General features: G+C 30.7%; 12 protein-coding genes and 1 pseudogene. 12 read left to right on the forward strand and 1 reads right to left on the reverse strand.

Going from position 1 to position 12704, the window contains the following annotated elements:
• Positions 1 to 15: 15 nt before the first annotated feature.
• Entirely contained in the window at positions 16 to 1473 is a 1458-nt protein-coding gene (rpoN, locus tag ABD690_RS04650) for an RNA polymerase factor sigma-54 (protein WP_344727601.1), read from the reverse strand.
• Between the two features lie 178 nt (positions 1474 to 1651).
• Between rpoN and ABD690_RS04655 the strand changes: the two genes are divergently transcribed.
• From ABD690_RS04655 to ABD690_RS04710, 12 genes and pseudogenes are all read left to right on the forward strand, one after another.
• Complete coding sequence (locus tag ABD690_RS04655) at positions 1652 to 2329, forward strand: response regulator (RefSeq protein ID WP_344727603.1); 678 nt, start codon at positions 1652 to 1654, stop codon at positions 2327 to 2329.
• A 131-nt stretch (positions 2330 to 2460) separates the two neighbouring features.
• Positions 2461 to 3504 (forward strand): vitamin K epoxide reductase family protein, encoded by a 1044-nt coding sequence (locus ABD690_RS04660; RefSeq protein WP_344727606.1) that lies wholly within the window; start codon positions 2461 to 2463, stop codon positions 3502 to 3504.
• Positions 3479 to 4063 (forward strand): DsbA family protein, encoded by a 585-nt coding sequence (locus ABD690_RS04665; protein WP_344727609.1) that lies wholly within the window; start codon positions 3479 to 3481, stop codon positions 4061 to 4063. Before ABD690_RS04660 ends, ABD690_RS04665 begins: the two co-directional genes overlap by 26 nt.
• Positions 4064 to 4185: 122 nt before the next feature.
• On the forward strand, positions 4186 to 4431 hold the full coding sequence (locus ABD690_RS04670) for a hypothetical protein (RefSeq protein WP_344727611.1): 246 nt from the start codon (positions 4186 to 4188) through the stop codon (positions 4429 to 4431).
• Positions 4432 to 4506: 75 nt separating this feature from the next.
• Complete coding sequence (locus tag ABD690_RS04675; protein ID WP_344727614.1) at positions 4507 to 5973, forward strand: TlpA family protein disulfide reductase; 1467 nt, start codon at positions 4507 to 4509, stop codon at positions 5971 to 5973.
• A 132-nt stretch (positions 5974 to 6105) separates the two neighbouring features.
• The gene (locus tag ABD690_RS04680; protein ID WP_344727616.1) at positions 6106 to 6381 is read left to right on the forward strand and encodes a hypothetical protein; all 276 of its coding nucleotides are present in this window, start codon (positions 6106 to 6108) and stop codon (positions 6379 to 6381) included.
• Between the two features lie 9 nt (positions 6382 to 6390).
• Positions 6391 to 7350: a hypothetical protein gene (locus ABD690_RS04685; protein ID WP_344727618.1), complete on the forward strand. Its 960-nt coding sequence runs from the start codon at positions 6391 to 6393 to the stop codon at positions 7348 to 7350.
• A 149-nt stretch (positions 7351 to 7499) separates the two neighbouring features.
• A pseudogene (locus ABD690_RS04690) lies at positions 7500 to 7832 on the forward strand (TlpA family protein disulfide reductase); the annotation flags it as partial.
• A 138-nt stretch (positions 7833 to 7970) separates the two neighbouring features.
• Complete coding sequence (locus tag ABD690_RS04695) at positions 7971 to 8216, forward strand: hypothetical protein (protein WP_344727622.1); 246 nt, start codon at positions 7971 to 7973, stop codon at positions 8214 to 8216.
• A gap of 56 nt (positions 8217 to 8272) precedes the next feature.
• Complete coding sequence (locus tag ABD690_RS04700) at positions 8273 to 9178, forward strand: hypothetical protein (RefSeq protein ID WP_344727624.1); 906 nt, start codon at positions 8273 to 8275, stop codon at positions 9176 to 9178.
• Between the two features lie 25 nt (positions 9179 to 9203).
• Entirely contained in the window at positions 9204 to 11390 is a 2187-nt protein-coding gene (locus tag ABD690_RS04705) for a peptidase domain-containing ABC transporter (protein ID WP_344727626.1), read from the forward strand.
• Positions 11391 to 12683, forward strand: coding sequence for an HlyD family secretion protein (locus ABD690_RS04710; protein WP_344727631.1), 1293 nt, complete (start codon positions 11391 to 11393; stop codon positions 12681 to 12683). It abuts the gene before it with no gap.
• Positions 12684 to 12704: the final 21 nt, after the last annotated feature.

The raw sequence follows: 12704 nt of genomic DNA on the forward strand, positions 1-12704 counted from the left end.
TAAAAAGACGATCCATTAAATCTTCTTACGCAACCTAGCCACAGGAATATCAAGCTGTTCACGATATTTAGCTACTGTTCTTCTAGCAATAGGATATCCTTTTTCTTTTAGAATTTTAGCAAGAGCTTCATCTGTAAGCGGTTTTTTCTTGTTTTCTTCTTCTATAACTGTTTCAAGAATTTTTTTAATCTCTCTTGTAGAAACTTCCTCACCTTGATCATTGGTCATTGATTCTGAAAAGAATTCTTTAATTAATTTGGTACCGTAAGGCGTGTCTACATATTTGCTGTTTGCTACACGAGAAACGGTTGATACATCCATATCAATTTCATCAGCAATATCTTTAAGAATCATTGGTTTTAACTTACGTTCATCACCAGTTAAGAAATATTCTTTTTGATAATGCATAATAGCACTCATGGTTACAAACAGTGTTTGTTGACGTTGTTTAATAGCCTCAATAAACCATTTAGCAGCATCTAGCTTTTGTTTAATAAACAATACAGCATCCTTTTGCGATTTTGATTTTTCTTTTGATGCTTTATAGCCTTTTAGCATATTGTTATACTCGGCAGATACATGAAGTTCTGGTGCGTTTCTGCCATTGAGTGTTAACTCTAATTCGCCGTCAACAATTTTAATGGCAAAATCAGGAACAACATGTTCTACAATTCTATTATTGCCAGAATAAGAACCACCTGGTTTAGGGTTTAGGTGCTCTATTTCATCTATGGCATCTTTTAGTTGCTGTTCTGTGATATCAAACTTTTGAAGGAGTTTTTTGTAGTGTTTTTTAGTGAACTGCTCAAAAGCAGTGTCAATAATTTCAATAGCCAATTCGGTATCAGCGTTTTTTTCTTTTCTATGTAGTTGAATGCTCAAACATTCTTGAAGGTTACGAGCGCCAACACCTGCGGGATCTAATTGGTGTACTTTATGCAGTACTTTTTCAACCGAAGCCTCATCAGTATATACATTTTGGGTAAATGCTAAATCATCAACTATATCAAGAAGATCACGACGTATGTAACCGCTTTCATCAACGCTTCCAACTAGAAATTCGGCAATGTCACGTTCTTCATCGGTTAGCCTAAAGGTATTAAGTTGGTTGGTTAAATATTGTGTGAATGATGTTCCAGCTGCATAGGGTACATTTTTTTCCTCATCATCACTACTGTAATTATTAGCTTGCGTACGATAACTAGGAATTTCATCATCACTTAAGTATTCATCAACGTTAATGTCTTCTGAATTAATGCTTTCATTATCATTGTACTCATCAGTACTATTATCAAATGTATCATCAAAATCATCTGATCTTTCTTTGCCGCTTTCAAGTGCAGGATTTTCTTCTAATTCTTGCTTTAAACGTTGCTCAAAAGCTTGTGTAGGCAATTGTATCAGCTTCATCAACTGAATTTGTTGAGGCGATAATTTTTGTGATAATTTGAATTGTAAATACTGCTTTAGCATTATTGATTTCCTGTTTTTATAAAAATAAAAAAAACAATTTGTTTTCTAAAATTGAATGGCTAATATAGTTTTTACTTAAAACAAATTTTAGGTTAATAATGTTTTTTGTGTATTTTTTTCTATTTTTAATCACTTTCCCATTTATTAAGATTTGATTGATAGCTCCAAAGATAATCTTATGAAGAAAGTTTTTAATATTCTAATTGTTGATGACCACCCAATGATCATTGAAGGTTATAGCAATACCATTAAATGGCACTTTAAGGAACATCCTGTCTTTTCATTCAATATTGAAAGCGCTACGAGTATTGATGAAACAGTTAAGTTAGTTGACAATATTTTACCACAGAACAAGTTTGATTTAGTCTTTTTGGATATTAGCCTACCTGATGGTAATACTACCAAAATGCATTCAGGTGAAGATTTGGGTTTGTTTATAAAGTCAAAATTACCAAATGTCAAAATCATTGCTATTACAGCCTTAAATGATACCGTTAGGTTATTAAATATTATAAAGAAATTAAGCCCTCATGGATTGTTGATAAAAAGTGATACGGATGGTGAGGTATTAACAACCGCTATTAAAAATGTTATTAAAGGGCGTGATTACTGTAGCCACTCCATTGTAGCGCTTTTAAAAAAACGGGTAACCCAAAATAAAGTTTTGGACGACCATGACATACAGCTTTTAGTTGAGTTATCTAATGGTGCTAAAATGAAAGAGCTTCTAGAGCTACTACCATTAACCAAAAGTGGTATTGAAAAACGTCGTCGTTTATTAAAAGAGAAACTTAATGTTAAAAGCAATAGTGATAGAGATTTGGTTCTTAAAGCCAAAGAGATGGGGTTTATATAAATTTTCCACTTTTGCTTACTTTTTGTACGCAAAAATAAAAAGTTAACATATTGCTTTTAGTTAGATTTGATTGTACTTGTAAACTTATTTGTATTTTGAAAGACCAGTTGCATAAAATCTTGTATGAGTTTTTGAAAAGAAACAAGATTAAGATACCTGCCGAAGAGTTAGCTATACAGCTTTTAAGTCATCCTTCGTACCCAAGTTTACATGCAGTTACAGGTGTTTTAGATCATTTTAAAATAGAGAATATTGCTTTGGAAATCCCAAAGAGTGTAGATGTTCTAAATCAGTTGCCAAATACTTTTTTTGCAGTATTAAACATTGAGGGACAAAATGAATATGCTGTAATAAAAAAACAGAAAACTAAAATCAAATATTCTACTTATACAAAAAGTTATATAAACTGTAATTATCAAGAATTTTTAAGCATTTGGAACGGAATAGTTGTTGTAATAGACAATGAAAAACCTATTAGGCTTGAAAGAAGTGAGTTGTACGAAAACAAAACAATTCTAAATGTTTTATTTTTCTGTTTGTCTTTAGGGTTTCTTTACTCCTTTTTCAATTCAACACCTACCATTTTTGAGGGAATTCATTTTTTGTTGTCTGTATTAGGGCTTGCATTAAGTGTGTTAATTTCAAAACAAGAGCTTGGTTTTAGTTCTAGTTTAACAGATGGTTTATGTGCAATTGGAGGGAAAGTAGACTGTGATGCTGTATTGAACTCTAAAGGCGCAACCGTTTTTGAGCTAATTAAGTTGTCAGATATAAGCTTGATATATTTTTCAGGCCTTGTAATTAGTTGGCTTTTGGGCATTAACTTGGGTTTGTCTAGCACTTTACTTCCTCTCTCTTCGGTGCTTACCATACCTGTCATGCTTTATTCTTTGTATTATCAATATTCAATAATTAAGAATTGGTGTACTATGTGCCTAGGCATAGTAGCAATATTATTCTTTCAAGTATTATGTGTTTTTACTTTAGATACTTCACTAGCCAATTTCAAGTTTGATTTTAAAGGTGATTTTTTAGTGCTATCTAGTTTTTTGTTAGCCATGGTTTTGTGGTTATTCTTAAAGCCATTATTAAAAAAGGAAGTTCTATTAGAAGATTTACAAATTAAGTATTTAAAATTCAAAAGAAATTTTGATTTGTTTTTTTACAGTTTATAATCAAAACAAGTATTTATCTACTGATATTAATGTTTCGGAAATCACATTTGGAAATATAGATGCTCCTGTAAATATTGTATTAGTTACAAATCCTATGTGTCACTATTGTAAAGCAGCACACGCAGATATTGAGAATATTTTAAATAAATATAATAATGATGTTAGAGTAACAATACGGTTTAATGTTATGACTGATGAAAAAACAAAATTGCCTTACAGAATAGCTAGTGCTTTATTAGCAATTTACTATGATATTTCACCAGAATCTTGTAAAGAATCGTTAAGCCAGATTTATAAAGAAGGAATAGATAGAGAAAAATGGCTAGAAAAATGGAGTCATTTAGACATTGCAAAGTTTGATGAAGTATTAGAGTATGAGCAAAAATGGTGTCACCAAAATGCAATTAATTTTACCCCAGCTTTATTAATAAATGGAAAGCAATTTCCTAAAGAATACGATAGAAGTGATTTATTGTTTTTTATCGATAAACTTTCAGAAAAGTTTATAGAAGAAAGTAATGTTAATAAGGGACAGAAGCTCGTAAAACAATATATATAAATAATAAAGCCCGTATATACGGGCTTTATGTTTTGAACAATATTCTCTCGCGAAGAATAGACACAAACTGTGAGTGTCTTAAAATTGTTCACAGCAAATATAATTGTATAAATTTTTATATTATGTTAAAAAACATTCTAAATTTAGAAGGTGTCAAAGTACTTTCTAATAAACAAAAGAAAAGTATTTTTGGAGGGAAAGAAGAAGGTGGGGCAACTGTTTGTAAAGCTACTTGTAATGACGGTAGTATTGTAACTGTTGCTAGTTGCAACCCTATTCCAACAGGTTCTTGTGGAGGTACAGCTAAGGGTTCAAGGAGTTGTAGTTGTGGGCATCCAGGGCCATTTGATCCGCCAATAAGTAATTAGAAAAATTATATGTGATGAGCCGTTTCTTATCTGAAACGGTTTGTCATACTTTAATTTAGAATTAAATTAGTTTCTATGAAAAAACATCAAAAATTTATTAAATTATTGTTGATAATTATAATAGTTATTGGATTATCTAATTGTCAGAAAAAAAAATCATCGTATGAAAAGGATGTCAATTTAGAGCAAGTTAATTTATACTATCGCTATAAGAATGATACTCTAATAAAGTCCGTACTACTTGATGAAACTAATGTGGAGTTTAATAATGAGTTTTCAATGTTAAAAAGAAAAAGTGATAAAGAAGATTTAAACTTTCATTTTAATTTAGAAACACCAAGATTGTTTAAGTTTTACAGCTTTGAACCTATGTCTATTCCGTTTATGGTATATGTTACTCCCGGAGATTCGTTAGTTTACAGATTGGAGAATAATACAATAATATTTAAGGGAACAAATGCAGCACATTACAATTTTTTTAAGGAGCTCAATGATTTAAATTTAAAATATCCGGATTATGATGAAAAATTAGGACTTTCAGATTTTATTGAGAATAGAAAAACAGACTATCAAAAGCGATTGGATTTTTTAGAAGAATACGCAAAAGACAGAAACACTTCCAATTCATTTTATCAAAAGATTAGAGCTGTTTTAAGGTTTCAGTACATTAATGGTATGTTAAACACAAAACTGTTACCTAAAGGAGCAATAACAGATTATACAGATTATTTAAAAGATATAGATGTTGAAATTTTTAACCGTAATGATCAAGATGATAATGTGTATTTTCAGTTGGCCTTAACTAATTATATTAAGGTTATAACAGAAATGAAACTCGGAGATAATGCCTTTTCAAGAGAAGTACTTGAATTCCAATTAAATTTTATTGAAAAGCACCTCAAGGGCGAAACAAAAGAATATGCCATTACAAAAATGCTTTCTGAATTTAATAAACAACTAGATTTAAAAAACATAGATATTCTTCAAGATAAAATTGATAACTACCTGCCGCAAATTGAAAATGAAAAGTTTAAAGCTGTTTTACAAAAAGTAAATAGACGGTTAAATACTATAAACAACCAGTTAATAGATAAGGTCTTTTCTGATACACTTATAAATCCAGAAGGAGAAATTCTGACCTTTAAAGAGGTACTGAAGGAACAAAAAGATAAAACAAAAATTATTGATTTTTGGGCAAGTTGGTGTGCGCCTTGTATCAAGGAAATTAAAAATAGTTATCAATATAGACAGCAATTGATTAAAGAAAAAAACATAAGTTTTATATATGTTTCAATTGATAAAGACCCTGAAAAATGGAAGCAAAAAGTTGAAGAATTGGAAGAGTTTGGCATGGATAAGTATCAATACTTAATACCTGAAACGAATAATTCAAACTTAAGAACGTTTTTTAATGTTGCTTCCATTCCGCATTATGCTATTCTTGATGGAAAAAATAATGTGTTTTTGATGAATGCACCATCACCAAATAATACAGTTCAATTTAATGATATAATTGATAAAATTGAAGCAATAGAGAAGTAAATCAGTTGGTTATGACTTCTTTATTTTCAAAAAAACAGAAATATTAAAATATTCTCTCGCGAGGAATAGACACAAACTGTGAGTGTCTTAAAATGTTCACGGCAAATATAATTTTATTAATTTTTTTACATTATGTTAAAAAACATTTTAAATTTAGAAGGAGTTGCTGTTCTAGATAAAAAACAGCAAAAAGAGATTATTGGTGGAAAACATCATAATGGCGTAGGTGGGGGAAGTAGTGGTGGAGATGGTGGTTGTACATTAGGAAACACTACATCTGATCACCAATGGCTAGTTTCTGGTGGAGTAGTAGTTGGTGAATCTTGTAAATGGTATTGTGATGGTTATAATGCTTGGGGTGGTTGTCCGTTAAATTTACCTTATGAGCCTAACCCATATACACCTTGATTTAATTAAATGAATATTTTTTTCATTATCAAAAGTGTCACTTTTAATATCAAAGAGACACTTCTTGTCCTTTTGTTTTTTATAAATGGCATCTTATTTTGTCAGAATAAATCTAGCGTAGAATTAGTTTTGCTTTCTCTAACAGATAGTTTGCCCATTGTGAATGCTCATTTACTAATTAAACAAGAAGAGAACGAAATAGTATATGTGAGTAATCAAGATGGAGTTTTTAATGTCAATAAAGATTTAATTGGCAAAAACGTAAATATAGAGTTCTCTGCTTTAGGTTATGAGAAAATTATTAAAGAATGTTTGACTCAAAAAGTATATTATACGAATAAAATCATTGAAGAGCTACAAGAAGTAATTATTGTTTCTAAACAAGATAATAATAGGGATAAGTTAACACCTTCACTATTTAAAAAATTAAATAAATTTAAAAGAAATTTTGGATGGAAAGATAAAGTAGCTGTTTATATACCTCAGAATAAAAAAAATCAAGACAAACCCATACTTAAAATAAAATATAAGACAACTAATTTTAAAGGGGTTAAAGGTATTGAGTATTTGCCATTTATTGCTAATATCTATTCGGTAGATAAAAATACTGGTTTACCTAGTAAAGCATTGCTTGGTGATACGATAGTAAGTAAAGAACAAGGAAAAAAATGGGCTGTTGTTGATGTGTCAAACGAAAATGTCTTAATACCAAAAGAAGGCCTGTATATTGTTTATGAGTTACTTGATTTTGACTATTATGAAGTTAAATGGCTTCAATCTCAAATTGGTGCTATTTCTGCTGTTCCAGCTTTAGAAGTATTTAAATTTGATGAGGATTATATTTCTAAATCTTATCAATTTTTTAGTGCTACTCAACAATTTTCACCTGGTTATCTAGCCAATAATAGGTTGGTTGCTTTTGGATGGTCAATGGTAAATTGGCATTATATAATTGAGATTGAACAATAAGATGCTTGCAATCATTTTTAACATAAAAAAATTAATTTTAATAGAGATTACCTTTGCTCAAGTACAAAAAAAATGAGTCGTTTGATTCATTTCTTTCAAATCAAAAAGGTAAGATTGTCTATCTAGATTTTTGAACAAGTTGGTGTGCGCCTTGTATCAAGGAAATTAAAAATAGTTATCAATATAGACAGCAATTGATTAAAGAAAAAAACATAAGTTTTATATATGTTTCAATTGATAAAGACCCTGAAAAATGGAAGCAAAAAGTTGAAGAATTGGAAGAGTTTGGCATGGATAAGTATCAATACTTAATACCCGAAACGAATAATTCAGCCTTAAGAACGTTTTTTAATGTTAGTTCTATTCCGCATTATGCTATTCTTGATGGAAAAAATAATGTGTTTTTAATGAATGCGCCATCACCAGGTAATACGGTTCAATTTAATGAGGTGATTAATAGAATTGAAGCGATACAGGAGTAAGTATTGGGTGTTTAATAATCTTAACTTTTTATTCTAAAGCAAACGAAATATTAAAATATTCTTTCGCGAGGAATAGACACAAACTGTGAGTGTCTTAAAATGTTCACAGCAAATATAATTTTATTAATTTTTTACATTATGTTAAAAAACATTTTAGATTTAGAAGGTGTTGCTGTTCTCGACAAAAAGCAGCAAAAAGAAATTACAGGTGGACGTAGAATACGTAATTTACAAGGTACAGGCAATATTATGGTGTATAATGGTGGCGTTTATGCCTGTGAGTGTACATGGGAAGTTAAAGAGGGATTATTTGGCTCTTGGCAACAGCAAACTGGACCATGCCCTGCTCAAACTATGGAATCTTTAAGTTGTGTTCCTGAATAATTGATTATTAGTCTAGGGTGTTGTATTAGCACTCTAGACTATACAATACACTAATTATGTTTAAAATTCTTAAAATTAAAGTTATACTTTTTTTTGCATTTACTTTAAATTGTTTTTGTCAATCTAAAGTTGTGTATAAAGTGTTGAGTGCTAAAGATTCAACAAGTATAGAATATGCACATATTCTTTTAAATGAAAAAATTTTAGCATATTCAAATCAAAAAGGAGAGATTATATTTGATGAAAACATTCCAGAGGACAATGATGTTTTGAAACTATCTCATTTAACATATTCACAAATAACAATTCGTTATGAAGATTTAAAAAGAACTAAAAACATTTATCTCAATGAAAAAATAAACTCTTTAGATGAAGTTATATTAAAAACAGGAAAAAGAAAAAAAACTAATAGATTATTGCCAGAACGATCAGTTTTAGATCCTCTATATGATAGAAAAGACGTGACTTTTCCTAATTCTTTAGAGATTGCAGTTTACATCCCGAATTACAAAAAAAAGGAATATTTTATAAATAAAATAATTCTTAATTCAAAAAACAAAGCTCAAAAAGGCGATAATAAATATATTCCATTCAAGGTAAATTTAATGACAATCGATACCACCACACACTTACCTGATAAAAAAATTTTTAAAGAGGATTTATCAGTAGGTAAGTTAGAAAATCAGAAATTAGTAGAGATTGATTTAAAGAATCAAGAAGAGGTAATTTTTCCAAAAGAAGGAATCTGTATTTTTGTATCGTTATATAGTGAAGAGTTTTATTTACAAAGTGGATTTGATAAGAGACCATCTTTTGGTGTAGTACAAATTAAAGAAAGATCACAGTTTAGAGAATATAAAAAACATTATTTGGCGAATGAAAATAGTTGGATTGAAGCTGGATATAGTCAGCGAAGAGAGCAATGTTTTGACTTTGGAATTGAAATAATTTCAATAGATTAATGATACTTATATGAATTATTATTAAATGAGCTTCCCATTTTATAAACAACCCGACACCAAAGACTGTGGTCCAACTTGTTTAAAAATAATTGCTAGACATTACAACAAAGTTATCTCTTTACAACAAATCAGGCAATTAAGTGAAACTACAAGAGAAGGTAGTAGTTTATTAGGTTTAGGTGATGCGACTGAAAAAATGGGATTTCGGTCTTTGGGAGTCAAGATTGATTTGAAAAAAATTGCTGAAATCCCCTTGCCTTGTATCATACACTGGAATAAGAACCATTTTGCGGTTCTGTATAAAGTTAGAAAAGGACAATATTACATTTCAGATCCTGCACATGGTTTAATAAACTATACTAAAGAGGAATTTTTAAAACATTGGATAGGTAATAATGCTAATGAGCAAACCCAAGAAGGCATTGCATTATTATTAGAGCCAACGCCTAAACTTTATAATACCGAATTTGATAAAGATAAAGAGGGGTTGGGCTTTTCTTTTTTAAGTAAATACCTTTTTAAATATAAACGCTTTTTATGGCAATTGGTCATTGGTCTTATTGCCGCTAGTTTATTGCAACTTATTTTTCCGTTTTTAACCCAAAGCGTGGTAGATGTTGGTATTAAAAATCAAGATGTACATTTTATTTATCTCATCCTTTTTGCGCAGTTGGCTTTATTTGTAGGCAGAACGTCTATTGAAGTCATACGGAGTTGGATATTGTTGCATTTAAGTACACGCATTAATATTTCTTTGGTTTCAGATTTCTTTATAAAATTAATGAATCTACCAATAGCCTTTTTTGATACCAGAATGACTGGAGATATTCTTCAGCGTATCAATGACCATAAACGTATAGAGCGTATTTTGACTACCTCTTCTTTGAATGTCTTGTTCTCAATGGTCAATTTAATTGTGTTCAGCTTGGTGTTAGCCTATTATAACATCAAGATTTTTGGCGTTTTTGTATTGGGAAGTATTTTCTATTTTGTATGGATAACCGTATTTCTTAAAAAACGTAAAGATTTGGACTATAAGCGTTTCTCCCAAGTGAGTCAAGAACAAAGTAAGGTGATTGAGCTTATTAATGGTATGCAGGAAATAAAGTTGCACAATGCCGAAAAGCAAAAACGTTGGGGCTGGGAGTTTGTTCAGGCACGGTTGTTTAAAGTGTCCATTGAAGGATTGGCTTTGGAACAATACCAAAGTGTAGGCTCTGGTTTTATCAATGAGCTTAAAAATATATTAATAACATTCCTTTCGGCCAAATTGGTAATAGATGGTGATATTACTTTGGGTATGATGTTGGCAATAAGTTATATAGTCGGGCAATTGAACTCACCCATTTCACAGCTTATCAATTTTATTCGTGAGGTACAGGATGCCAAAATATCATTGGATAGATTGTCTGAAATACATAACAAAAATGATGAGGAACCAGCAGATATTGATTTTGTAAAAGATGTTGATGAAGAAGCTGATATTACGGTTTCTAATTTGTCTTTCCGTTACACAGGTTCAGACCAAATGGTCCTCCAGGAATTGAATGTAACCATACCAGCCAATAAGGTAACCGCTATTGTCGGTGTTAGTGGTAGTGGGAAAACAACGTTAATGAAGCTCTTATTAAAGTTTTATGACCCAATTGAAGGAGAAATAAAATTAGGCAATTATGATCTTAAAAACATTTCCCAAAAAACCTGGAGGGATGAATGTGGTGTGGTGATGCAGGAAGGTTATATTTTTAATGATACCATTGCAAACAACATTGCTGTAGGTGAAGACTATGTTGATAAACAAAAACTGGCTCATGCTGTAGATGTCGCAAATATAAAAGAATTTATAGAAACCTTACCACTGTCTTACAACACCAAAATAGGTATGGAAGGCGTTGGTTTAAGTACAGGGCAAAAACAACGATTGTTAATTGCAAGAGCTGTTTATAAAAATCCAAACTTTTTGTTTTTTGATGAGGCTACCTCGGCGTTAGATGCCAATAATGAAAAAGTCATTATGGAAAAACTCGATACTTTTTTTGAGGATAAAACGGTTGTGGTTATTGCCCATAGGTTAAGTACAGTGAAAAACGCCCATCAAATTGTGGTTTTGGACAAAGGTAAAATTGTGGAAGTTGGAAACCATAATGAGTTGATAAAACAAAAAGGGGATTATTACAACTTGGTTAAAAATCAATTAGAACTTGGAAAGTAAATGCCTGAAAAACTAGAAGATATAGAATTAAGAAGTGAGGAAGTTCAAGAAATCCTTACCCAAGTACCACATTGGATGATACGTTGGGGTAATGTACTATTTTTGGTTTTAATATTAATGTTGTTGCTTATTTCCTGGTTTGTAAAATATCCGGACATTATTGTTTCTGAAGCTACGGTGACTACCCTTGTTCCGCCACAAAAAGAATATGCAAAAATTACAGGCAAGTTTGATGCTATTTTAGTTGAAGAAAACGAATTGGTATATACTAAACAACCATTGGCCATTATAGAAAATACAGCCAATTATCAAGATGTTTTTAAACTAAAATCCATAATAGACACCATTAAGGTGAATACAAGAAACTTTAGCTTCCCTATTGATAGTGTTCCAATGTTGTTTTTAGGGGATATTGAATCACAATATGCTTTGTTTGAAAATAGCTACATCCAATACCAATTGAACAAACAGTTGCAGCCTTTTACGAATGAAGCCATAGCCAATAGCTATTCTGTTTCCGAATTGAACAATAGACTACGGAGTTTACAATCGCAAAAGGAAATCAACAGAACAGAATTGGAGTTTAAAGAAAAGGATTTAGAACGAAACAAATCCCTTTTTGAGAAAGGTATTATTTCAGCGCAGGATTTTGAAAGTAAACAATTGGAATATGCCCAAGCAGAGCGAAATTTTAAAAACTTTGAGTCCTCTATATCACAAATCCGTGAAGCCATTAGTAATGCCCATAAAACTTCAAAAGGAACAGAAATCAATCAAGTAAAGGAAGAAATGACCTTGCTTAAAAATGTCATACAATCTTTTAACCAATTAAAAAAAGCAATTAAGGATTGGGAATATCTTTATGTATTGCAATCTGAAATACAAGGTAAAGTGTCCTTTTTAAATTATTGGAGCATTAACCAAACCGTAAATCAAGGAGATTTGGTTTTTACGGTTATTCCAAGTGATAATGAATCTTATGTAGCCAAATTAAAAACACCAGTTCAAAACTCTGGAAAGATTAAAGTTGGCCAACAAGTCAATATCAAACTCGAAAATTATCCAGATACTGAATTCGGAGTATTAAACGGAACCGTTAAAAACATATCACTTATTGCAGATTCAGAAGGTTTTTATTACATAGATGTTGAGCTTCCCCAAAAACTAATCACATCCTATAACAAAGAAATCGACTTCAAGCAAGAAATGCGAGGATCTGCAGAAATTATCACTGAAGATTTAAGGTTAATTGAGCGGTTTTTCTATCAATTAAAGAATGTGTTTAAGAGATAATATATAAATAAAAAAACAATC

It is taken from the genome of Corallibacter vietnamensis (assembly GCF_039537875.1).
Classification (GTDB): Bacteria; Bacteroidota; Bacteroidia; order Flavobacteriales; family Flavobacteriaceae; genus Corallibacter; species Corallibacter vietnamensis.